This is a genomic window from Psychrobacter sp. NPDC078631 (genome assembly GCF_050268165.1).
Lineage (GTDB): Bacteria > Pseudomonadota > Gammaproteobacteria > Pseudomonadales > Moraxellaceae > Psychrobacter.
The window spans coordinates 24,096-46,031 of record NZ_JBNNGG010000003.1 but is presented as its reverse complement, the minus strand read 5'-3'; the positions used below and the strand labels follow the sequence as shown (position 1 = coordinate 46,031).

Genomic DNA, 21,936 nt, shown 5'->3' with positions numbered 1-21,936 from the left:
TCAGTTTAATTTAACTTGATTTTATAAGCTATTAGATACTTTTACCGCAATTTGGATTTTACTAAAATTGGATGAAACCCTATGTTAGTTAAAAAATACCCTTGTAAGAACGTCACGTCAGAAACGGTCGTATTTAGTTCAGGTTTAGGCGGGCATGCTGATTTTTGGTTACCTCAAATTGAGAGTTTTACCGAGCATTACAATGTGATTTGCTATGAACAAGAGGGGGTATCACCTGACAGTGATCTCTTACCCGATGACTATTCTATGCAAGATTTAGCAGAACAATTAATTGAAATTTTGAAACAAGAAGGGCTGTCCAATTGTCATTTCGTTGGTCACGCACTTGGCGGATTTATCGGTATGGAAGTCGCTTATAAAGCGCCAGAATTGTTAGATAAATTGGTCATCTTAAATGGTTGGGAAAGCCTCGATCCTCACACTATTAAATGTTTTCGTATGCGAACCAGTTTGCTACAAGATACAGGGGTAGAAGCGTTTGTACGTGCGCAAGCAATATTTTTGTACCCACCGATCTGGATCTCAGACAACATAGAAGCACTCACGCAAAAAGAAGATAAAGCCATCGCTCACTTTGCGCCAGTCGAGAACGTCTCAACGAGACTAAAAGCCTTGCAGGCTTATCAGCCCCTGATAAATGCCAAGCATATCAAAAATAAAACACTAGTTTTAAGCAATCTTGATGATGTTTTGGTGCCATGGCAACGTGGTCTGGCTTTGGCCAATAATATGCAAAATGCCCAATTTGAGTTAATGGTGACGGGCGGACATGCCAGTACAATCACAGAAACCTGCTCAACCAATAGCAAAATCCTTCAATTCTTATCCAAAAATTAATATCAATTAGGACGTACTATGACTGACTCCCTATCGTTATCTTCAGAAGATCTAGATCAACTGTTTGGTAAGGCCAGATCCTTTAACGCTTGGCAAAAAAAAGACGTACCAGATGCACTACTTGAAGAGATCTATCATTTAGTTAAAATGGCACCTACCTCGGCCAACTGTTCACCGGCGCGGTTTGTATTTCTTAAATCTGATGACGCTAAAGCGAAATTAGAGCCAGCACTGTCATCAGGTAATATCGAAAAAACAATGACAGCACCTATCACAGTGATTGTCGCTTATGATGAAGAGTTTTATGAGCAACTTCCTAAATTATTCCCACATACGGATGCCAGATCATGGTTTAACTCTAGCCCTGAACTTATACAAGAGACGGCGTTTAGAAACAGTTCTATGCAAGCAGCTTATCTGATTTTGGCTTGTAGAGCCTTGGGTTTAGACACGGGCCCAATGTCTGGATTTAATAATGAATTGGTAGATGAAACCTTTCTTAAAGATAGTAAATGGACTTCAAACCTACTCATTAATATAGGCTATGGTCAAGAAGATCAATTATACAGCCGTCTCCCAAGACTAGACTTTGATCAGGCTTGTCAGATTTTATAGAAAAAAATTATTCATCCATATGGAGGGGTAGCTGTTTTCGACTGGGTTATTAAGTGAACTATGATGACGCTTAATAACCATTTTTGATTGCAAAGCTCTAAAGTTAAAGGTTTTTCACTACAGCTCTGCTATTGCAGGCATAAAAACAGCTCCAATCTTGAGGTTGGGGCTTTCTATATTTGGGTAGTATAAGCAGACTCAGAGCTGATGGTAAATGTGACTATTTTAATGAATCAACAACATTGATATCACTAGATCACAGTCCAAGTAGGGCGTTGCATTCTTAGACTGTGCTGAACATATTTCTTTGGATAAGGTCATATTACAAACTCGACAGCAGAACACTTGTTTCGCTATTTAAAATGCCATCAATCTCTCTGACTTGACGCAGCACTTCATCAAACTCCCTCAAGCTTGTTGTGTGTATTTCTCCTACCAAGTCCCATGCACCATTGGTTGTATGTAGCTTAATCAATTGAGGGATACCCCGCAGTTTCCTAATCACTTGTGAAGTAGATTTTCCTGTTACTTCAATCATCATCATCGCTTTGACCGTTTCTTTATCTAGTGCTTCATGCACTCGAATCGTAAATCCTAAAATAGCACCGTTGTGAATCAGTCTATCCAATCTATTCTGGACAGTGGCACGAGAGACTTTAAGTTTTTTAGCCAGGTTTGAGATGGTTGCTCGACCATCTTGTCGAAGTTCAGATATCAGTTCGCTATCTAATGAGTCATAAGTGTAATACGCCATAAAAATGCTTCCTTTATTGAGTTTTGACATTATGCTAAGTAGCACCTAACAATGTGTCAAAAAAATGTCCATATTTAGTAAATTATTGACATTTTAACTGACAATTATAATTGGTAGCATATTAATTGTCGGTTAAATAAATAATATTCAAGGAATGGAGCAAAATTAATGTCTAAATTTATCGTATCACAGAAGCAGGGTGTGCCATTTGTTAGTGTACAGGCGATGGCTGAAATCATTAGTAACTATGGTATAGAGCAGACGATAAAAGAGTTGGTAGATGCTTTAGAACAAGATTTTTCTCGTTGGGATAGTTTTGAAAAATCCAGTCGTTTTGCTTCTCATTCCAAAGACGGTGTCATAGAGCTGATGCCTGTCAGCGATGGTGAAATGTTCGCGTGCAAATATGTCAATGGTCATCCAATCAACACCAAGCGCGATTTGCAGACGGTAGCCGCTTTTGGCTTATTGTCTGATGTCGATACAGGCTATCCGATTTTATTGACAGAGATGTGTATCTTAACCGCCTTACGCACGGCAGCGACTTCAGCACTGGTTGCCAAACATTGTGCACCCAAAACCGCCCAGACTTTAGCGCTCATCGGTAATGGTGCTCAGGGTGAGTTCCAAGCAATGGGTATGAAGGCAGTCGTGGGTATCTCAAAAGTGCGTTTATATGATGTCGACCCAGCCGCATCTGAAAAAGTAGCGCGTAACCTTGCCGATTCAGGTCTAGAGATTACTATTTGCAAAACGGTAGAAGAAGCGGTGGAAGGTGCAGATATCATCACTACTTGTACCGCAGATAAGAAAAACGCGACCATTCTTCGTGATGATATGGTCAAAAAAGGCGTCTATATTAACGCCATCGGTGGTGACTGTCCTGGCAAAACAGAGCTAGATGCCAATATCTTGTTAAGAGCCGATCATGTGATTGTAGAGTTTGAACCACAAACTCGTATTGAAGGCGACATTCAACAGCTCTCTCAAGATTTCCCTGTGACAGAGTTTCACCGCATCGTAAACGGTGAAAAAGAAGTACGCACCAATGAAGATAACTTGGTTGTATTTGACGGTGTTGGTTTTGCCTCAGAAGACTTTACGGCTTTGGTATTTTTGCGTGATTTGATTAAAAAACAGGATGCATATGAGCTGCTTGACTTGATTCCTCAGCAACAAGACCCTAAAAACCTCTATTCGGTAGTAAAAGCTCATAGCAAAGATCGTAGCATAGAGACGAACGAAGCGATGGCTGCATTATAAGTAATTTGAATATAGAAAAATAGGAGTTCAATGCCAGATGTGGACTCAAATGATGAAAAAATTGTTTTATTTAATAGAGACAAAATGATGAATGATTTAATGAAAAACGTGCGAATAGTAGAAGTTTATTCAGACGTCGCAGGGCATAAAAAAGGCGCGTCACTAGGAATCGATGCGTTGCGCGCGTCATCAAAAGAAATGAACGCAGATTACTATGAAAAATTGCAACTTGATAGTATAAAAAATGAATATATACATGAAGAAGAGTCGCCATTTAAGCATGCAAAATACGCTGATGTGATTGAACCTGTTATTTCTAAACTAGCGCATAAAATCAAAGATATAAGAAACGAAAATCAGTTTCCGATTGTTATCGCAGGTGATCATTCTAGCTGTGCAGGCACGATGCATGGTCTAAAAATGGCGCATCCTGATGCGGAAATCGGCGTGGTTTATATAGATGCTCACGCTGATTTTCACTCACCATATACCAGTGGATCAGGAAATATGCATGGCATGCCTTTGGCGATGGCTTGTGCCATTGATAATTTGGAATGTCAGCGTAACGAGCTTTCTGAAAAAGAAAAAGAGTATTGGGAAAAGTTGAAGTTTATGGCATCGAGCGAGCCATCAATTAAGCCAGAAAATGTGGTGTTTTGTGCGGTTAGAGATTATCAAGAAGAAGAGATGGATCTAATCAGAAGACATAAAATCCCTTTATACAGCGTGGCTGAGATAACCCAAAAAGGCATCAGTTCTACCGTAGAGGAAATCTTCAAAAAACTAGAATATTGTGATCATATCTATGTGTCGTTTGATGTTGATAGTGTCGACCCTTTATATGTGCCAGGCACCGGTACACCTGCAATGAATGGCCTGTCATACGAGCAAGCGATGCAACTTAACATAGAGTTAATTAAGAACAAGAAAGTATGCTGCTGGGAAATGGCAGAGATAAATCCTTTGTATAACAACTCAAAAGATGACTCGACCAGAATATTTAAAATTTTAGAGAAAGTGACCCACACACTTTTAAGTAACTATTAGCATTAAATATTTAAAATGAGTAACAGAATCTAGCCTAAAGGGGTTTGTTAAAACCTTCTTTAGGTTGGTTAAAAAGGGATTGTGAGTAAAAATAATATGGACATTATTAAAGCCAGCGCTGCAAGTCGAGATGTTAGCGGTATCAATATCAGACAATTTTTGAAGTTCTTTATCCCCTCTATTATAGGTTTGATGCTTTTCGTATTTCCAATTCCCTATGTAGATGGTAAGTTTGTCACCTATGCAGAAGGATTTACCATTCCTATATCTGTATTAAAGGATTATATACAGGGTTATATCGGTGACCTTTTGCCGTTATTGGTTGTCACCTCAATCATGATTACCTTGTGTTGCACCTTATATACTAAAATCATGAAACCTGCATTTATTTTGAATAATGCGTTTTTGAATAATTTATTAAATGTTACAACGCCTTGGCTTATCATTAGAATGCTTGGTGCATTTTTCGTTGTCGTGACCTATTTTAAATTTGGGTTTGAGGCAATATATTCAGACAATATTGGCGGCTTAATATTATATGAATTAATGCCAATACTTTTTATCGTATTTTTCTTGGCTGGATTGCTGTTACCGTTATTGCTTGATTTTGGTTTATTAGAATTCTTTGGGGTTCTACTAAGTAAAGTAATGAGACCTTTATTTGGCTTACCAGGTAGGTCATCTGTAGATTGTCTAACGTCATGGTTGGGCGATGGAACTATCGGTGTCTTATTAACCGATAAACAATTGGAAGGTGGGTTCTATACCAAAAAAGAAGCGGCAATTATCGCGACAAGTTTTTCAGCAGTGTCGATTACATTCTGTTTGGTTGTCATCTCTCAGGTTAAGCTCGAAAGCTACTTTATCAATATGATTGGCGTCGTTGCTTTATGCGGCATTGTTTGTGCGCTAATAGTTCCAAGGTTATTGCCTTTATCTAGAATTGAAGATACTTATACTATCGAAAACAGTGATAGAGATCATGAAACCATTCCCGAAGGAAAAACACTATTTACTCACAGTTTACATAAAGCCGTCCAAAAAGCAGATAAGAGCCCAAGTTTTCTTACTTTCTTAAGAGATGGGCTAAAAAATATTTTGGATATGTGGATTGGGATATTGCCTGTCGTTATGGCAATCGGCACTATGGGTTTGATCGTTGCAGAAGAAACACCTGTATTTGATTATTTAGGTATGCCATTTATTCCATTCTTAGAGTTATTGAACATACCTTTTGCTGCAGAAATGTCAAAAACGATCATGGTAGGTTTTGCAGACATGTTCTTGCCGGCTATTATCGGTTCTTCAATCGAGTCAGAGTTAACGCGATTTGTTATCGCTTGCTTGTCAGTGTCTCAATTGATCTATATGTCAGAAGTCGGCGGATTGATTTTAGGGACAAAAATCCCAGTGAGCTTTTTTCAACTATTAGTCATTTTTCTACTAAGAACAATCATCTCATTACCGATCATTGCGGTATGTGCTCATATGATTTTCTAAATAGAACTTATTAAAAATTAGCTACACCACGTTTGAACAGAGAGTCAGCAGCAAAAAACCACCTTGATAGGTGGTTTTTTGCTATCAGTAACAAGCTATAGTTCGATTCAAATAATTTCAATATAAGGAAATCGAGTTCAAGCGATATATTATTTCTTGCAACCATACAAAAATAGATATACGATTCATATACGTTTCGTATATTAAGGTACTTTTATGGGCATTGTGAAAATTGATGATGAACTGCATGAAGATATTCGCAAAGCAAGTGCCGTCATGGTGCGCTCCATTAACGCACAAGCCGAATATTGGATGAAGATAGGCATGCTCGCTGAAGCCAACCCTAATATGTCTTACAACCAAATTATCAATGAGCAGATGCGACAAGCTGATGTCAATGTAAGGAACCTTATAGATGGATAAGGTCATACTTAAAAGCGCAGCGGAATTGGAAATCATGCGCGAGTCTGGAAGACTTCTAGCCTCTGTCTTTGATTATCTTGATGAGCAAATTACAGTCGGTACTTCTACGATGGACATCAATAACCTTGCTGAGGACTATATTGTCAATCAGTTAGGTGCACGTCCAGCCAGTAAAGGTCAGTATGGTTATCGGTATGCATTAAATACCTCGGTGAATAACGTGGTCTGTCATGGTATTCCTTCAGATCATCAAATACTCAAATCAGGTGATATTGTGAATGTAGATATTACCCTAGAACAAGGGGGTTTTATCGCTGATTCTAGCAAAATGTATTTGATAGGTGAGGTGTTGCCCTTTGCAAAACGCTTGGTTGATCAGACCTATGAAGCCATGTGGGAAGGAATACGAGTGGTGAAACCTGGAACAACGCTAGGTGATGTTGGTTATGCCATCCAAAGTTACGCTGAGAAGCAGGGCTATTCTGTAGTGCGAGAGTATTGCGGTCACGGTATTGGACGCGAAATGCATGAGGGACCGCAAGTTCTACATTACGGGCATCAAGGAAAAGGCCTAGTCCTACAAGAAGGTATGACATTTACCATTGAGCCGATGGTCAACCAAGGTAAAGCCAAAGTTAAAGTCAAAAAAGATGGTTGGACCGTAATCACTAAAGATAAAAAATTATCTGCGCAATGGGAGCATACAATTGCAGTTACTTCTGACGGCTATGAAGTTCTTACTCTGCGAAACGATGAAATACTTTAAGCGATTTAATATTCGAATGACTATTCGGTAAGGCGCTTTTATAATTCAGAAGCGCCTTTCTTAGTATTTTATTTGACCGTTGTTTAGCCCATTATGGCTAAGAATAAAGTGACTGACATCGAGGGCAAACGCCTCTGCTGCGACACCAATCAGTAGCAGAGGACTATTTAACACATACAAATATATTTAGAGAACTGCTTTGGTCGCGCCAGCCGCCCGTTCAATCAATAAATCCACGGGAGCATCAGGACTTAATGTACCAAAAGCCAGCCCATGCTCATTCCCAATCCTAGAACGACAGAATGCTTGAGCGATCTCCGTATGTTCAGTCTGTAGTAGTATCGAAGCCTGTAGCATCAATGCTAGGCGCTCAATCACATAGCGACTACGGAACTCCAAGGTTTGCGTATCCTCAAATCGCTCTATCAGCAGGTGTAATTCTGCATCATAATCAGCATTTTTCCCTGCTGCTTGCTGCATTTCCTTAAATAAAGCTCGCTGAGTTTCTGGCTCTTTTTTTAAGGCACGCAGCACATCTAGACATTGCACATTGCCGCTGCCTTCCCAGATTGAGTTTAGCGGCGCTTGCCTGTACAGACGCGGCATAATAGTCTCTTCAACATAGCCATTACCGCCCAAACATTCTTGTGCCTCATTGATAAGAACGGGCGCGCGTTTGCATATCCAATACTTCCCAATTGCTGTCGCGATACGAGCAAGTGCGGCTTCATGAGGGTCTGTTTCTATCTTATCAACTGCGCGTGCAATTCGCATTGTTAGGGCCAAAGCCGCTTCTGACTCTAAGGCTAAGTCTGCCAGCACATTACGCATAATAGGTTGGCTGACTAATAATTTACCAAAGGCTTCGCGTTGACTGGTGTGATGAATCGCTTGAACGATCGCTTGACGCATTTGAGCTGAGGAGCCAATCATACAATCAAGTCGGGTTAGCGCGACCATCTCAATAATGGTAGGAATACCGCGACCTTCAGTGCCTACTAGCTCACCGAATGCGCCTTGAAACTCTACTTCGGAGGAAGCGTTTGCCCAATCTCCTAATTTGTCTTTTAAGCGTTGAACTTGTACGGCATTGCGTGTTCCATCAGATCGAAAGCGTGGTACTAAAAAGCAACTAGGACCACTGTCAGATTGGGCCAAGACGAGATGAGCATCACACATTGGCGCTGAGAAAAACCATTTATGCCCAATGATTTCATACGAGCCATCCTCTTGACGTGTGGCTCGAGTCGTATTGCGACGTAAGTCTGACCCACCTTGTTTTTCTGTCATGCCCATGCCCATCGTACAGCCTAGCTTTTCTTCCATGGGCAAGCTGCGCGGATCATAGTGTGCGGATAATAGCTTGGGCAGCCATTTTTCAGCCAGCGCTGGCGAATGACGTAGGGCAGGGATAGCGGCATAGCTCATAGACATGGGACAACCAAACCCAGCTTCGGGCTGTGAGCCCAGATACATGACTGCCGCTCGAGCCACGTGAGCACTATCACGCTCTTCATTGCGCCAAGCAAAATTGCTCATGCCATATTTCATTCCTGCTCGCATCAGATCATGATAAGCCGGATGAAACTCTACTTCATCTATACGCCGACCATAGCTATCAAAATTGCGCAATTTAGGCTTGTTTTCGTTGGCTAAGAATCCGCTGGTGATCAGATCTCCACCAGTCAGTGCGCCAAACTCTTTTAAGTGACTTGCTGCCCAAGCAGAACCTTCTCTTGCGACAGCTTCTTTGAGCGCTGTATCTGTTTCCCATGCATTATAATTGGCTAAGGCAAAAGGTTGATTCTGCACCTCATGGGTCTTAAATTGATTTACAATTGACATAATGATTGTCTTCCCTGATTTTGAATGTCATTCCCTAAGTTATAGTATTTTCTAAGATTAGTATTACATATAAAAAATAATTCAGTCAATAGGTGTAATATGAACAAACCAACGCCTCGTTTATTGCTTTTACGCTTACTTATGGTGGCAGAGGCAAACACACTTAGTGCTTCCGAAGCGGTGCTGGCAGGCTCTATCTTTGGTATGACAGAAAATAGTATACGTGTGACGTTGGCTCGTCTGATCCAAGCGGATCTTGCTGAGTCGATTGGTCCTGCCACCTACAAACTCGGACCGAAAGCTCAAAAATTAGGCGCCGATGTGGCCTTATGGCAAACAGCAGATAAAAGAACGATAAAGTCCGATGGTTCATGGATAGCGGTAGTGACCGGTGGATTACCTCGCAGTGATCGTAAGGCGCTGCGTGCCCGTGCTCGTGCTTTATCATTATTGGGGTTTCGTGAACTCGATAAGGGGCTTTATTTGCGTCCCAATAATTTATTAGGCGGTATTGATGTCGTCCGCAAGCGTCTATTTGACTTGGGATTAGAAGAGGAATCTGCGGTTTTTAAGGCCAATGAGTTTGATGAAATCAGGCAAAAAAAAGCACGAGCGCTCTGGTCGGACATGCATCTTGAAAAGCATTATAAGGAAAAGTTGCAGCAGCTCACCGACTGGTTACGTGGTTTGGACGAATTGCCCTCCCACGTGGCACTTCGAGAAATATTCATCCTTGGAGATGCAGGTATCCGCAGTGTTGTTTTTGACCCTCTACTTCCTGCTCCCTTAGTAGATGAGGAAGCACGGAAAAAGTATTTTGAGACGGTGCGGCGTATTAATGAGGAGGGTAGGCGTTTATGGTTTGCGTTTTTCGAAGAGGCTAAATCGTTAGAGTCCGTTTAGCCAAGTCATTAGAATGCGCTTAAAGAGAATCAAGTGAAATGGTGGCATAGTAATTATCAGACAGCAGAGGCGCTATCTATAGCGATGAATAAGCATTAATTATTTGCACCTATTCAGATAATATTTACTATGAGCCATATGGCGAATTTTCATGACAAGAATTATCGACAAGCGCATTTAATATGCCACATGACTTCGCTGGTGCGCTACTGACGCATTTCTGCCGCAAAACACTTAAGTGTTTTTTTAACTGCTTTAGCTCTTCTATACGTGTTTCTACAGCGCGGATATGTTCATCCAACAAGGTATCGACATCAGCGCAATCTCTGCTAGGATCTTCCCAGTACTTGAGTAAAGTTCGTACTTCATCCAATGTCATATCGAGTGTACGACAGTGCAGAACGAACTGTAGACGCTCGATATGACTTTCGCGATATAAGCGATAGTTCCCTTCACTACGCGCAGGCTCTGGTAATAACTTTTCTTTTTCATAATAGCGAATGGTCTCTACTGTAGCGCCTGTACGCTTAGCAAGCTCTCCGATTTTTATTAGCATCGTTATCTCAAAATTGAAAACATTAAAGTAACTATAAGGTTTAGCCATAAGGAAATCAAGTTTATACAAATGCATATAAACGGCCTTGACTCTGAAGCCACTAGAGGGTTCACAATAGCGTTATCAAATGAATTCTTATAATGAGGCAGTTTATTATGCAATATCGTATTGAAGGTATGGACTGTGCCAGTTGCGTCAGAAAGATTGAAACTGCATTAGCACGTATGCCTGGTGTCTCTGACATACAGCTTAATTTTGCGACTGAAAAGTTAGAGCTATCGCTTGCCCCTGATTCAGATACCCAGTGCAGCGATATTGAAAAGACCATCAAGCGTCTGGGTTTTGGCATATCTGCCACTACTGATCAAGCAAACGCAGCAGACAGCATTAGTGATAATCTATTAAATACGCAGCAACAGCGTTGGTGGCAAACCAGAAAAGGTAAGCAAGTGGTTGGTCTCGGCGTCTTGATGAGTGTCGCCTACGCATTGGCATTACTTTTCCCTGATTATGGCATGTGGGCATTTGCTATTGCCGTCATTGTGGGTGTTTTCCCTTTTGCCCGAAAGTCTATGACCTTGGCAATGACAGGCACCCCGTTTTCTATTGAAATGCTGATGTCTATCGCGGCAATTGGTGCACTTATCATTGGTGAGGCTGAAGAGGCGGCGGCGGTTGTCTTTTTGTTCTCAGTCGGTGAATTGTTAGAAGGTGTGGCAGCAGATCGTGCCCGTGCTGGTATCAGGGCATTGGCATCATTGGTGCCAAAAACTGCGATTTTACTTGATGCACAAGGTAGACAGCGTGACGTTCCTGCAGCTTCGTTGCAGATCGATGATCTGGTATTGGTACGTCCTGGCGATAAAGTATCCGCTGATGGTGTCATTGTTCAAGGTAGCTCTAGTCTTGATGACTCACCTGTTACGGGCGAATCAATTCCCGTTGCTAAAGCCATGGGCGATGCAGTATTTGCAGGTTCCATCAACATGGAAGGAGCGCTGCAAGTCTGCGTAGAAAAGACCGCGGCCGACAACACCATTGCACGCATTATCAATCTGGTAGAGCAGGCGCAAGCCTCTAAAGCCCCTACGGCTCGTTTCATTGAAAAATTCAGTCGTTACTACACCCCAGCGGTGATGGCTATTGCTGCACTGGTTATTATCGTGCCGCCGCTAGTGATGGGAGGAGAATGGGCGACTTGGTTATATCGTGGTTTTGCACTATTGCTAATCGCCTGTCCTTGCGCGCTTGTACTATCTACTCCGGCTGCCATTGCATCAGGATTGGCTGTCGGTACACGCCGCGGCTTACTTATCAAAGGGGGCAGCGCTTTAGAAACCATGGGTCGCGTAAATGTCGTGGCTTTTGATAAGACGGGTACGTTAACCGAAGGCAAGCCTCGCGTTACCGACGTTATTGCCTTTACACAGAAGCGCATAATACAACAAAGTATAGGGTCTGAAGGTCCGAATGAGATACTGGCGCTGTTTGCCAGTGTCGAGTCCGCCTCTAGCCATCCACTGGCAAAAGCGATCATTGATCATGCCAAAGCCGCTAATATCTCTATACCGATAGCTTCAAATGCCTATGCTACTGCGGGCAAAGCGGTACATGCGACGGTAGTTGATCGGACTCTGGCCATCGGATCACCTATCTACGCTACCAATGAAACATCAATATCACTAGAACAAAATGCACAAATTGAAGCACTACAAAACGAGGGTAAGACGGTTTCCGTTCTGTTCGATGAGCAAAGCCGTGAAGTGCTTGGGTTGGTCGCGCTACGAGACGAGTTACGAGATGATGCTCAGGCAGGAGTGGCTCAGCTCAAAGCAATGGGTGTGCGCTCTGTGATGCTGACAGGTGACAATCGTCTGACCGCTCAGGCGCTTGCTAGTCATTTAGAGATAGAATGGGAAGCTGAACTGTTGCCCGAAGATAAGCTACGCTTGTTGAATGAAATGAAATGAAAGGTAATAGCAAAGTAGCGATGATTGGTGATGGTATTAACGATGCGCCAGCACTAGCAACAGCAGACGTAGGTATTGCCATGGGTGGCGGTACGGATGTTGCTATCGAAACAGCTGATATAGCATTATTAAAAAGTCGTGTTACAGACGTTACTCATCTCATTGCCTTATCACGCGCAACCATGTCCAATATTCATCAAAATGTAATTTTTGCTCTAGGACTAAAGGCCGTGTTTCTAATCACTACTTTACTAGGTATTACCGGACTATGGATTGCTGTGATAGCGGACACTGGTGCAACGGTACTAGTGACTCTCAATGCTTTACGCCTGTTGAGGTTCAAAGGAGTTCAACCACTAACAACTTTGTCCAAAGCAAAGTAAGTATGAAGTTCTTGTTAAAATGGCGGTTTGATTCTCTATTCTAATGACTAAGAATGGCATCGTTAAGATTTTGGTTTAAAAGGTTTTGAGAATTGTAGGATCAAAAAACCAACTATTGATAATATAATGGCAATCTCATAGCGACCATAAGCCACCGATATCCCAATGGCGGCTGTATTCCACAATCCAGCCGCAGTAGCAGTGCCCTTTGCGCCACTTTCATTTTTAAAGATAGCGCCACCGCCAATAAAACCCATTCCAGTGATTATGCCATACATAATTCTAGCCTCAGCATCGGCGTCTTGATAAATATCCATGCCTACTAGCATAAAAGCACACGAAGCAATGGTCACTAAAGGAAAGGTTCTTAAACCTGCACCATTATCTTCAAGTTCACGGTTAAGCGCGATTGGTAGTGACAATATGAAAGCAATACCTAATTGAAAGGCATGATACACCAGAACATTTAGACTAAAATCGAAGTTAAACATAGTAATAACTCAGAATATATTTATGGCATGGTTTACTTTAAAAAATATAAGTATGAATAAAGAATAACAGAAATGAGTAAGTCGTAGTGTCTAAGATCTAATTGATAAAATTTGTGAGGGACTAGATATTAGGGCAGGAGATATTTTTGAATATGTAAAAGAGGATAAAGAGAAAAATACTCAGAAATAGGTTTTAGCTTACAGTTTAAAGTAGAGGTCAAAAAGAGAAGTTTAATTTCAATAGTTTCTAAGAGTTGGTCACGTTTTGGTCACCATCACTTTTTTAGATGACTTAGCGCTGATGGAGTAATTGTTGCTATTCGTGGATGCAAGCAAACATTTTTCGCTACAGCCCATATTTCACGGACAAAAAAAGCCCCAATCTTAAGATTGGGGCTTTTCGAATCTGGTAGGCGTAATCGGATTCGAACCAACGACCTCTACCATGTCAAAGTAGGTCGACCAAAATACATATTATGACGATATCTTACATACATTGATATAAAAAGGCTTTAGATATTATAAGGCTGAATAATTAGAATATAAATTATAATCAAATAAAATTTAACTCGTATTTGGGCACTATATTTTTATAGTGTTTTTACCGCCACTCTATTGTCAGTTCAGATCGAAAACACTGAAAATTATTCATTGGACAATAGGTGGTTGGAGTATTCTGTTGCTTTATATTCGGGAAGAATGGCAGGATAGTCAGCTGCTATTCTTGAGATTAATACAGTGATCGAAACTATAATTTTGGGGATCGTATTTAGGATTTCAGCATTGACCGTATTTTATTTTCTAAGAACAAACCTGAAAAACAGTAAAAATATCATTTATAGGCTTATTGCCAGCTCCTAACTTTATTTATCTCTCATTTATTGAGGAATTGTCGTGTGCGCGACAAACTTCTAAGCGCTGTTATGAAACTATAGTCTGTAAGTAAGGGACGTCGTCAACGACAAGCCTTAACTTATCACTAAATAAATTAATCAGGGATGAATGATGAATAGTAATGAAAATGCTTATGGTACCGATACGCTTGATCCAAAAATTAGATCGCGTTTTGTTGATAACAATAATGGTCTAAAGGTTCATATTTTAGAAGCAGGGTTTGAAGAAACAGAGTCTGAGAAAGGAAGTCGACCAGTCGTACTGCTTTTGCATGGTCATCCAGAGCTGGCCTATAGCTGGCGCAAGCAGCTAGTGCCTTTGGCTGACCAAGGCTTTCACGTAATTGCGCCTGACTTACGCGGCAGTGGGAGAACGACAGGGTGGGAGACAGGTTTCGACTGTAATCTTGACCAGTTTAGTTTATATAATAACGTGCAAGATATGATTGGGCTGGTATGCGCGCTAGGTTATAAATCAGTCGCAGCCGTTGCGGGCCATGACTTTGGTTCTCCTGCAGCAGCGCTATGTAGTTTTATCCGTCCTGATATTTTCAAATCTTTAATCATCATGAGCACGCCTTGGCCAGGCACGCCGCAATTTCCATTTAATTCAGCCAATCTACCAAAAGACGCTACAAACTATGATCCAACCTTGACCAAAAGTATGGAAGAGCAGCTCGGTTCTTTAGTACCACCCCGCAAACACTATCAGATGTATTTTGCCTCGCCTCATGCTAATGATGAGATTATGAATGCACCTCAGGGAATTCATGATTTTATGCGGGCATACAATCATGCCAAGAGTGGCGATTGGCAAGAGAATAACCCGCACAATCTACAAGCTAAAAACCTTGAGGAGTTTTCTAAAATTCCAAAATACTATGTGATGGATTTGGATAAAAGCATGCCTGAGCAAGTCATGGAGTTTATGCCAACCCAAGCGGAAATAGATGCCTGTGAATGGTTACCGGATAACGAGCTAAAAGTGTTCTCTGACGAATTCACCCGCACGCAATTTCAAGGCACTATGAATTCTTATCGCTGTGCCACCAATCCAAAATATTTCCATGCGATAAAAACCTTCAGCGGTAAATCTATCGATGTGCCCGTAGTATTTATAGCAGGCGAAAAAGACTGGGGTCCGTATCAAAGCTATGGCAACTTTGAAGCGATGAAGGCGAGTGTCGCGCAGCTAGAGATTCATTTTGTAAAAGGCGCAGGACACTGGGTGCAACAAGAGCAGCCAAAAGCGGTAAATGACATCATGATTGAATTTCTCAAAGATAAAAAATAACAGTGCAAATACTGGGCATTGCAGTTCATTATTTGAATCTGCAAAGCTCACTACGTGGCTGATTTTGGAGATAGCTGATTTGAAAGATGGCTGACTTTAGAGATAGTTTGGGAGAAAATAATGAGTAAATATGATGTCGTGGCTGTTACGACCAATGATTATAAAAAACAGGCCAAACAACGCTTGCCCAATTTTTTGTTCGATTACATAGAGGGCGGCGCAAATGCTGAGCAAACATTGCAGGCGAATACAGCAGATTTTAAAAGATATACGCTAAGACAGCGAGTCATGCGAGACGTGTCAGCCGTTGATACGTCGACTTCTCTTTTTGGAGAGTCTCTGTCTATGCCGTTGGCACTAGCACCTGTCGGCATGGCTGGACTGTTTGCAAGGCGCGGAGAAGTGCAGGCGGCAAGGGCAGCAGAAAAGAATGGCATACCATTTACGCTGTCTACTGTGGCGATATGTTCGTCTGAAGAAGTGCAAAGTGCGACCAATCAGCCTTTTTGGTTTCAGCTGTATATGCTGCGAGATAGGGCACTTGTGCTAGATATGTTGCACCGTGCTGCTGCATCAGGGTGTAAAACGCTGGTATTTACGGTTGATTTAGCGCTGCCTGGTATGCGATTAAGAGACTATCGAAATGGCATGTTAGGCGGTTCTACAAAAGGAAAAATGTCTTATCTAACGCAGTTATTCATGCGGCCAGGATGGCTGCTAGATATTGGCATTTTGGGAAAACCACATAGTTTAGGCAATCTGAAACACAAAGTTGAAAGTGCAAGTGACCTTGATCGATACAAAGCGTTTGTAGAAAGCCAGTTTGATCCAAGCGCCACATGGAAAGATATTGCATGGCTTCGCAATAACTGGAGTGGCAATATTATTATCAAAGGCATCATGGATGCAGATGATGCGAAAGCAGCGGTCGATGCAGGTGCAGATGGCATTATTGTCTCCAATCATGGCGGCCGTCAGCTAGATGGTGTTTCGTCTACCATTGATAAATTGCCGAGCATAGCGAACAGCGTCGGGCAGCAAACCAAAGTTTTATTGGATGGTGGCATACACAATGGTGTCGATGTCGTGAAGGCCATAGCGCTGGGGGCAGATAGCGTTTTGATAGGACGCTCTTGGGTATATGCCATGGCAGCCCAAGGAGAGGCTGGCATGAACAAGCTGTTAGCTCTCTATCAGCAGGAGATAGCTGCGACGATGGGATTGATGGGGGTAAGCCGCATCGAAGAGCTCAATAGCGATGTCATCGAGCGATTCAATCAACCACTTAATAATCCGATCAGTTAAATATCCTCTATTTGGAGAAGCCACATGACTTGCATGACCACTAAGACTAAGACTAAGACTAAGACTAAGACCATGACACATGGCATATATCCCGTTGTTCATACGCCATTACATGAAGATGAAAGCATTGATTTTGACGGTTTAAAAGCGTGCTTAGAGTATTACAATCAAACAAATTTACCGGGCGTTACTTTGCTTGGAAGCGGTGGTGAGCTGCCTTATTTTTCAGACAGTGAGCAATATGACATTATTAAGGCAGCTTTTAATTATCTAGATGGTGGCAAGGTGATTATTGCTGGTGTCCACGCATATAGCAGTACACAAGCGATAGACAAAATAGCCTCATATAGCGCTTACGTTGACTACATATTGCTATTGGTTCCTGATTATTACCAAAGCACTTTTGAAGATTATCTACAAACACTAGAATGTATTGCGCAACACTCTGCAAAACCTATCTTGTTTTATTATTTCCCGCAAATCACTCAAAAGTCATTTACATCAGATCAGTTGATTGCCATTCTTTCAATTGACAATATTATTGGTATCAAAGACAGTTCTGTACATATTCCAATGGCCAAACGCATCTTGTCTAATGTACCTGACACACTATATTTTAGTGGGCTTAGCTTGTTATTAGAGCCTTTGGTAAAGCTGGGCGCAGTAGGTGCGATTTGTCCTATCGCCTCGGTACTGCCACAGCAAGCACATGTGTATTTTTGTGCCATTAAAAACAGCGATAAAAATCTCACAAAATACAAAGCACCATTAAAGCGTATGTTGCCGATTGTGAATACATTAAATCTATCGGAAAAAACCCAGTATTTGGCATTAAGTTTGCTTAGTGCTAGCCCCGTGAAGTTAATAAAAAATGTGACCAGCTCTCACGCTAAAATCAAAGAAGCTCTGAGATTTAAGGGCTTGCCTATTCAAAGAACGGTTAGAGCGCCTTTACCCAGTCTATCTGATACAGAAGCTGAAAAAATTGCGCTAATTATGGGTGATTCAGCATCGCTTTAATCGACTGTTTAATTAGCATCGTGATAGGCTTTTGAGAGATTTTCCATATTGTTGATAACGATTTTTCCGTATTGAATACAGATAAGCTTGTCCCTCTCCATTTGTTTGAGCTCTTTACTAACGCTCTGCCGAGAGACACCTACCATCCTTGCTAAGTCTGCGTGTGAGATAGTGATTTCCAGCTCATTATTTTGTGCCATTTTTGAGCTTTGATTGAGCACTATCCTATATATGCACCGTGCTAGCCTTTGATGTAAAGGGAGCGTTAGGTTGTCAGTATTAACCTCAAATGCCACCCGCATTCGATGAGAGAACATGATTAGGAGCTGAGTATTTATCTCAGGGTGCTTATGGTTAAGTCGAAAAAAATGCCTCTTGCTCAATACATTGACGACAGAATCACCTACTGAATAGGTATTGGTCGCTCTAGGCAACTCATCTATCAGTCCCTGCTCACCAAATGTCTCTCCTGACAACAGCGTACCGATGACTACCTCTGTACCATCTTGGCTATATATATTGCATTTTATTTTACCCGTTACTACTTGGTACAGCTCGTTCGATGCCTCCTGTATACGGAATAATGCCTCGCCGTCAGATAGCGTTCGTTGAGTCATTGCTGAATGAATATCCTCTTGAATATCTGCATGGAGTTTTTCAAACCAGTTATAAAACATTAGCGTATTCAGAAGAACGCCCTCATGTGAGTTGAGACTATTAATTTAACATGTTTTGATGCAGACATTTCTATTCGTTTATACGAGAGAAGGTGGCGCTGATTTTTATGTAAAAGAGAGGTTTGCTTTGGTCTGTCTAGTAGTTACTGTAGGTAGTAGTCGTTTCGGATAACAGCAATTCTAAGTAACGGTTATTTTAGGTATTAACCAAAAAAATAGAAACCCATAAGGGTTTCTATTTTAATCAGGTAAAGCAGATTTTATTATGATGCTTTTGTTATATCTTGATCTATAGTCAATCCAAGATAAAAGAAGTACATCCTATATCATGAAACAGTTTAGGTAAATTATTTTCCATCCATCCTTGTCGTAGAAACTTAGCTTGTGCCCATTTCTTTTCAATAGGATTTAAGTCAGGACTATAGGGTGGTAGAAATAAAAGCCTGTGACCATGCCTATTCAGAAGCCTTTTCACTCGTTTATGAAAACTGGCATTATCCATGACGATCTCGCATTTGGTCTTAAGACTTGGAAGTAGCGTGTATTTGCACCAGTCGTAGAATATATCGCCATTGATGTTTGTCTCAAAGTAATCAAGTGCAAATAGCATTTTTTCATACAGAGCACCGATGACATTGGTATGTTTTTTAGCTTGCCAGTTGTAGCTATCAATACAAGGTTTACCTATCGGTGCATAGCCATAAGGAAGAATATTTTCAGCTTCAAAGCCACTCTCATCCATATAGACAATGGGATAGCCTTGTTGCTTAAAATGATCAAGCTTATTCTGATATATCGCTCTTTTTATTGGACACGCTTTTGGATGTTCTAAGGTCTTTTTTTTGGCTGATATTTAATCTTTTTAAGGCATAGCCAATACCTGATTTACTACAGTTTAAACGACGAGCTCGCTCATACAAATAGTCATCTGGGTATTGATTAACGTCTGTTAGAAGAGCTTCATTAGGTATACTGGTTGGCGTTTTGACTCTAGTCGTTTGGATGCTTGGGTCTATAAGCCAACGCTGTAGTGTACTTTTGCTGATATTGTAAAAAGTACAGGCCTGACGGATGCTCATGTCTTTTTGCTTAATGTTTTTGATAACTTGTGCTCGAAAATCTGCTGAGTAGGTCATCTTTTATATTTCACTTTGCTTGGTTTAAAAGTATTGTACCTTTTCTATTTTGGACTGACTATAGCTATAGGCTATTGATAGAAAAAAGCATAGCGACTAGTCTCATAGTTCAAAAGTCTGTTATAGATGGTTCCATTATATCAGTCTGTTTTAAGTAGTCTGTTAACATGTTTCTGAAGCCTTTTTGGTGGTTCCGCTAGGGTATACCCTATAAAAAATCGTATAGCTAACGTTATTTTAGAAAATTCGATAGGCAAATAAAATGAATAATATAGATAAATTAACTGAGCTAAATTACTATTTTTTAAAATTAAGAGAAATTTTACTTCAGGAGGATGAACACAACTATATAAGAGGAATTAATGTAATTATAAATAGAATACAGTACTCGTTAGAATATAACGAAGACGCTAAAGCAACCATTAAAAGCGTTGGAGACACCTACAGTTTTATGAACTCCGGTAATGGTAGCTTTTCGGATTTCTTCATTTGGAGAGAAGACTTTAACGAAAGAGTTGAAGCAAACAAAGTGTTAACAAATTTGAGAAGTGATATAACTAGTTTAATAGTAAGTGTTGACAATACTTTATTGAATAGCCGTTAGTATCCAACAGTTCGGTGCCTGTATAGCGCATCGATCACAAATGACTGTCTCCCCAGATAGATTATATGCAACACTGTAATCTTGAAAAATATTACTATGATAATTTAGCCTAGTTAGGCATTGCTGTCTGACGTAAGTAAATCTACCTTCGACAAATTTGAGGCGGTTCAAATATGAATTCATTTAGCACAGTTGAGAAGTTACTAGCTAAGCAGAGTTATCCTGCGATAGAGAAAAAACCTGAACATAGGCTTGAAGCGGAGGTTATTCTTTTAGAGTATGGTGTCAAAAAAGACAGTGGGTTTTTTAAATTATATACAAAATATTTTTTAAGAGCTTTACGTTCTGGTGCTGCTGAAATAGTTGATCCTTTACCGACAAGAAGTTTCATTCTTAGAGTAAAATTCGCACATGAAGTTTGGGAAGTTCCTAAGAACTATATTCTATTCAGTACAGGCGAAGGTGAAGGGGGGTATTTGTACAATATAGAAGATGATAGTGTATGGGATTATCAGATGGGACAGCTACAGCAACTAGCCGATGGTACTTTACCACATTGGGATAGCTTCTATGAATTTATGATTTGGTATTTGAGCGATGAAGAAGATGCTTGATGTTCAATGATTTTTATCATAAAGCCTAACTAATTAAGTTGGATCTAATTTTTCCAACTCCTTTATTCATAGCAAGATGAAGGCAAATGGAATGAAATCTTCCCTAGCTTTGAACAACCTTAGATTGTTCAACAAGTACACTGCGAAGTACACTACAGTTATCACAAGAATTCAAAATCTTAATACCATTAGCCTACAGCCAAACATTCAAGTCCTCACTAGGGAACCATGCTTATTTCTATAACATTATAAAGGTGAAATAACATGACAGCATTTAATATGAATAAACCAGAAATAGAGCAAGCTGCGATTGAATTTAAAAAGGCGCTTATAAATTGGAAATCAAGAGAAAAGATAGTAAGAGTAGCTTCTATTCATCGCCCTGATTGGGCTGAAAAGGATATATTACGTTGCATAGAGGTAGAGACACGAAGGATTAAACCTGTCATAGAAGCATTTGAGCCTATATATCGTTTAGCTGTACAAGGTAAAATAGAGAATCCTTTCGCATTGCAAAGTTATATGATGAGCTACACTGGTCGAGTATTGGGGGATGAGTTGTCATGGCCTGAAGTTCGTGAACCGTATCAGAGAATGATTAATAGTTTAAAAGGTGGCTTAACTTCAGAAGAGTTTATGGAGTCGCCTTACATTATCAATCGAAAACTACCAGAGCATTACGACCAAGCAGTTAAGGAAATTGTAGCAGAGGGTTGGACTCATAATGCTCTACTATAGCTAATGAGAATATTTTTCAATAAAAACCGCGAGTCAATCCCACCTTAATCTAAAGATTAAGCTAACCTTTCACATTAATAACTTTTATCTTATTCCCATAACGTGCGTTATGGTAAATGACGTTGGATAGAAGGATTCGGTTTCATTGGTTCCATTAGGGCATACTTACCTTTAATGCCCATAAGGGTTCAGAGGCTCCGGTTGGGGGCCTCTGAATTCAGGAAGGATTTAAAAGGCCGGCTGAACTGTCAGTCTTGTTGCATTGAGTTTAAGACTTCAGT

At 40.7% G+C, this 21,936-nt stretch carries 23 protein-coding genes; 16 read left to right on the top strand and 7 right to left on the bottom strand.

Annotation, left to right across the window (positions count from 1 at the left end; all coding sequences use genetic code 11):
- Positions 1 to 81: 81 nt before the first annotated feature.
- Together rutD and ACQKCP_RS08955 are read left to right on the top strand one after the other, a co-directional pair.
- Positions 82 to 858 carry a pyrimidine utilization protein D gene (gene rutD, locus ACQKCP_RS08960; protein ID WP_427612076.1) on the top strand — a complete coding sequence of 259 codons (777 nt, stop codon included), beginning with the start codon at positions 82 to 84 and terminating at the stop codon, positions 856 to 858.
- Between the two features lie 18 nt (positions 859 to 876).
- Entirely contained in the window at positions 877 to 1,473 is a 597-nt protein-coding gene (locus ACQKCP_RS08955; protein WP_427612075.1) for a malonic semialdehyde reductase, read from the top strand.
- 322 nt (positions 1,474 to 1,795) lie between these two features.
- On the opposite strand, the gene ACQKCP_RS08950 is transcribed toward ACQKCP_RS08955, so the two are convergent.
- Complete coding sequence (locus tag ACQKCP_RS08950; protein WP_057761040.1) at positions 1,796 to 2,227, bottom strand: Lrp/AsnC family transcriptional regulator; 432 nt, start codon at positions 2,225 to 2,227, stop codon at positions 1,796 to 1,798.
- A 168-nt stretch (positions 2,228 to 2,395) separates the two neighbouring features.
- Between ACQKCP_RS08950 and ACQKCP_RS08945 the strand changes: the two genes are divergently transcribed.
- From ACQKCP_RS08945 to map, 5 genes are all read left to right on the top strand, one after another.
- On the top strand, positions 2,396 to 3,490 hold the full coding sequence (locus ACQKCP_RS08945) for an ornithine cyclodeaminase (protein WP_427612074.1): 1,095 nt from the start codon (positions 2,396 to 2,398) through the stop codon (positions 3,488 to 3,490).
- Positions 3,491 to 3,520: 30 nt separating this feature from the next.
- Entirely contained in the window at positions 3,521 to 4,537 is a 1,017-nt protein-coding gene (locus ACQKCP_RS08940; protein WP_427612073.1) for an arginase, read from the top strand.
- Between the two features lie 96 nt (positions 4,538 to 4,633).
- Positions 4,634 to 6,037 (top strand): YjiH family protein, encoded by a 1,404-nt coding sequence (locus ACQKCP_RS08935; RefSeq protein WP_114700424.1) that lies wholly within the window; start codon positions 4,634 to 4,636, stop codon positions 6,035 to 6,037.
- A gap of 216 nt (positions 6,038 to 6,253) precedes the next feature.
- Entirely contained in the window at positions 6,254 to 6,460 is a 207-nt protein-coding gene (locus tag ACQKCP_RS08930) for a ParD-like family protein (protein ID WP_057761037.1), read from the top strand.
- Positions 6,453 to 7,226: a type I methionyl aminopeptidase gene (gene map / locus ACQKCP_RS08925; RefSeq protein WP_427612072.1), complete on the top strand. Its 774-nt coding sequence runs from the start codon at positions 6,453 to 6,455 to the stop codon at positions 7,224 to 7,226. The genes ACQKCP_RS08930 and map overlap by 8 nt, the downstream gene beginning before the upstream one ends.
- Positions 7,227 to 7,412: 186 nt before the next feature.
- Here the strand turns inward: map and ACQKCP_RS08920 are convergent, their stop codons facing one another.
- Positions 7,413 to 9,071: an isovaleryl-CoA dehydrogenase gene (locus ACQKCP_RS08920; protein ID WP_427612071.1), complete on the bottom strand. Its 1,659-nt coding sequence runs from the start codon at positions 9,069 to 9,071 to the stop codon at positions 7,413 to 7,415.
- Positions 9,072 to 9,170: 99 nt separating this feature from the next.
- Between ACQKCP_RS08920 and ACQKCP_RS08915 the strand changes: the two genes are divergently transcribed.
- Entirely contained in the window at positions 9,171 to 9,974 is an 804-nt protein-coding gene (locus ACQKCP_RS08915) for a PaaX family transcriptional regulator (RefSeq protein WP_427612070.1), read from the top strand.
- Positions 9,975 to 10,101: 127 nt separating this feature from the next.
- Here ACQKCP_RS08915 and cadR read toward each other — a convergent pair whose 3' ends face one another.
- Positions 10,102 to 10,530, bottom strand: a complete 429-nt coding sequence (gene cadR, locus ACQKCP_RS08910) for a Cd(II)/Pb(II)-responsive transcriptional regulator (RefSeq protein WP_427612069.1) — start codon at positions 10,528 to 10,530, stop codon at positions 10,102 to 10,104.
- 155 nt (positions 10,531 to 10,685) lie between these two features.
- Between cadR and ACQKCP_RS08905 the strand changes: the two genes are divergently transcribed.
- Together ACQKCP_RS08905 and ACQKCP_RS08900 are read left to right on the top strand one after the other, a co-directional pair.
- Positions 10,686 to 12,500, top strand: a complete 1,815-nt coding sequence (locus ACQKCP_RS08905) for a heavy metal translocating P-type ATPase (RefSeq protein WP_427612068.1) — start codon at positions 10,686 to 10,688, stop codon at positions 12,498 to 12,500.
- Entirely contained in the window at positions 12,497 to 12,883 is a 387-nt protein-coding gene (locus tag ACQKCP_RS08900) for an HAD-IC family P-type ATPase (RefSeq protein WP_427612067.1), read from the top strand. Before ACQKCP_RS08905 ends, ACQKCP_RS08900 begins: the two co-directional genes overlap by 4 nt.
- Positions 12,884 to 12,945: 62 nt before the next feature.
- On the opposite strand, the gene ACQKCP_RS08895 is transcribed toward ACQKCP_RS08900, so the two are convergent.
- On the bottom strand, positions 12,946 to 13,374 hold the full coding sequence (locus ACQKCP_RS08895) for an MgtC/SapB family protein (protein ID WP_191113984.1): 429 nt from the start codon (positions 13,372 to 13,374) through the stop codon (positions 12,946 to 12,948).
- Between the two features lie 1,005 nt (positions 13,375 to 14,379).
- Here ACQKCP_RS08895 and ACQKCP_RS08890 point away from each other — a divergent pair.
- The 3 genes from ACQKCP_RS08890 (at position 14,380) to ACQKCP_RS08880 (ending at position 17,886) form a co-directional block, all read left to right on the top strand.
- The gene (locus ACQKCP_RS08890) at positions 14,380 to 15,561 is read left to right on the top strand and encodes an alpha/beta fold hydrolase (RefSeq protein ID WP_427612066.1); all 1,182 of its coding nucleotides are present in this window, start codon (positions 14,380 to 14,382) and stop codon (positions 15,559 to 15,561) included.
- A 120-nt stretch (positions 15,562 to 15,681) separates the two neighbouring features.
- A complete protein-coding gene (locus ACQKCP_RS08885; protein ID WP_427612065.1) occupies positions 15,682 to 16,866 on the top strand; it encodes an L-lactate dehydrogenase in 1,185 nt (394 codons plus the stop codon).
- Between the two features lie 24 nt (positions 16,867 to 16,890).
- The gene (locus ACQKCP_RS08880; protein WP_427612064.1) at positions 16,891 to 17,886 is read left to right on the top strand and encodes a dihydrodipicolinate synthase family protein; all 996 of its coding nucleotides are present in this window, start codon (positions 16,891 to 16,893) and stop codon (positions 17,884 to 17,886) included.
- An 8-nt stretch (positions 17,887 to 17,894) separates the two neighbouring features.
- On the opposite strand, the gene ACQKCP_RS08875 is transcribed toward ACQKCP_RS08880, so the two are convergent.
- The 3 genes from ACQKCP_RS08875 to ACQKCP_RS08865 all read right to left on the bottom strand — a co-directional run bounded on the left by ACQKCP_RS08875 (position 17,895) and on the right by ACQKCP_RS08865 (position 19,699).
- Positions 17,895 to 18,563, bottom strand: coding sequence for a Crp/Fnr family transcriptional regulator (locus tag ACQKCP_RS08875; RefSeq protein ID WP_427612063.1), 669 nt, complete (start codon positions 18,561 to 18,563; stop codon positions 17,895 to 17,897).
- 295 nt (positions 18,564 to 18,858) lie between these two features.
- Complete coding sequence (locus ACQKCP_RS08870) at positions 18,859 to 19,359, bottom strand: IS630 family transposase (protein ID WP_427612348.1); 501 nt, start codon at positions 19,357 to 19,359, stop codon at positions 18,859 to 18,861.
- Positions 19,346 to 19,699: an IS630 transposase-related protein gene (locus ACQKCP_RS08865; RefSeq protein ID WP_427612062.1), complete on the bottom strand. Its 354-nt coding sequence runs from the start codon at positions 19,697 to 19,699 to the stop codon at positions 19,346 to 19,348. The genes ACQKCP_RS08870 and ACQKCP_RS08865 overlap by 14 nt, the downstream gene beginning before the upstream one ends.
- A gap of 262 nt (positions 19,700 to 19,961) precedes the next feature.
- Between ACQKCP_RS08865 and ACQKCP_RS08860 the strand changes: the two genes are divergently transcribed.
- The 3 genes from ACQKCP_RS08860 to ACQKCP_RS08850 all read left to right on the top strand — a co-directional run bounded on the left by ACQKCP_RS08860 (position 19,962) and on the right by ACQKCP_RS08850 (position 21,655).
- On the top strand, positions 19,962 to 20,303 hold the full coding sequence (locus ACQKCP_RS08860; RefSeq protein ID WP_427612061.1) for a hypothetical protein: 342 nt from the start codon (positions 19,962 to 19,964) through the stop codon (positions 20,301 to 20,303).
- Between the two features lie 173 nt (positions 20,304 to 20,476).
- Positions 20,477 to 20,917 carry a hypothetical protein gene (locus ACQKCP_RS08855; protein ID WP_427612060.1) on the top strand — a complete coding sequence of 147 codons (441 nt, stop codon included), beginning with the start codon at positions 20,477 to 20,479 and terminating at the stop codon, positions 20,915 to 20,917.
- A 264-nt stretch (positions 20,918 to 21,181) separates the two neighbouring features.
- Positions 21,182 to 21,655: a hypothetical protein gene (locus tag ACQKCP_RS08850; protein WP_427612059.1), complete on the top strand. Its 474-nt coding sequence runs from the start codon at positions 21,182 to 21,184 to the stop codon at positions 21,653 to 21,655.
- Positions 21,656 to 21,936 lie beyond the last annotated feature (281 nt).

Coding starts and splice junctions, on each gene's coding strand:
- rutD (WP_427612076.1), top strand. CDS start 82: ATGTTAGTTAAAAAATACCCTTGTAAGAACGTCACGTCAGAAACGGTC.
- ACQKCP_RS08955 (WP_427612075.1), top strand. CDS start 877: ATGACTGACTCCCTATCGTTATCTTCAGAAGATCTAGATCAACTGTTT.
- ACQKCP_RS08950 (WP_057761040.1), bottom strand. CDS start 2,227: ATGGCGTATTACACTTATGACTCATTAGATAGCGAACTGATATCTGAA.
- ACQKCP_RS08945 (WP_427612074.1), top strand. CDS start 2,396: ATGTCTAAATTTATCGTATCACAGAAGCAGGGTGTGCCATTTGTTAGT.
- ACQKCP_RS08940 (WP_427612073.1), top strand. CDS start 3,521: ATGCCAGATGTGGACTCAAATGATGAAAAAATTGTTTTATTTAATAGA.
- ACQKCP_RS08935 (WP_114700424.1), top strand. CDS start 4,634: ATGGACATTATTAAAGCCAGCGCTGCAAGTCGAGATGTTAGCGGTATC.
- ACQKCP_RS08930 (WP_057761037.1), top strand. CDS start 6,254: ATGGGCATTGTGAAAATTGATGATGAACTGCATGAAGATATTCGCAAA.
- map (WP_427612072.1), top strand. CDS start 6,453: ATGGATAAGGTCATACTTAAAAGCGCAGCGGAATTGGAAATCATGCGC.
- ACQKCP_RS08920 (WP_427612071.1), bottom strand. CDS start 9,071: ATGTCAATTGTAAATCAATTTAAGACCCATGAGGTGCAGAATCAACCT.
- ACQKCP_RS08915 (WP_427612070.1), top strand. CDS start 9,171: ATGAACAAACCAACGCCTCGTTTATTGCTTTTACGCTTACTTATGGTG.
- cadR (WP_427612069.1), bottom strand. CDS start 10,530: ATGCTAATAAAAATCGGAGAGCTTGCTAAGCGTACAGGCGCTACAGTA.
- ACQKCP_RS08905 (WP_427612068.1), top strand. CDS start 10,686: ATGCAATATCGTATTGAAGGTATGGACTGTGCCAGTTGCGTCAGAAAG.
- ACQKCP_RS08900 (WP_427612067.1), top strand. CDS start 12,497: ATGAAAGGTAATAGCAAAGTAGCGATGATTGGTGATGGTATTAACGAT.
- ACQKCP_RS08895 (WP_191113984.1), bottom strand. CDS start 13,374: ATGTTTAACTTCGATTTTAGTCTAAATGTTCTGGTGTATCATGCCTTT.
- ACQKCP_RS08890 (WP_427612066.1), top strand. CDS start 14,380: ATGAATAGTAATGAAAATGCTTATGGTACCGATACGCTTGATCCAAAA.
- ACQKCP_RS08885 (WP_427612065.1), top strand. CDS start 15,682: ATGAGTAAATATGATGTCGTGGCTGTTACGACCAATGATTATAAAAAA.
- ACQKCP_RS08880 (WP_427612064.1), top strand. CDS start 16,891: ATGACTTGCATGACCACTAAGACTAAGACTAAGACTAAGACTAAGACC.
- ACQKCP_RS08875 (WP_427612063.1), bottom strand. CDS start 18,563: ATGTTTTATAACTGGTTTGAAAAACTCCATGCAGATATTCAAGAGGAT.
- ACQKCP_RS08865 (WP_427612062.1), bottom strand. CDS start 19,699: ATGACCTACTCAGCAGATTTTCGAGCACAAGTTATCAAAAACATTAAG.
- ACQKCP_RS08860 (WP_427612061.1), top strand. CDS start 19,962: ATGAATAATATAGATAAATTAACTGAGCTAAATTACTATTTTTTAAAA.
- ACQKCP_RS08855 (WP_427612060.1), top strand. CDS start 20,477: ATGAATTCATTTAGCACAGTTGAGAAGTTACTAGCTAAGCAGAGTTAT.
- ACQKCP_RS08850 (WP_427612059.1), top strand. CDS start 21,182: ATGACAGCATTTAATATGAATAAACCAGAAATAGAGCAAGCTGCGATT.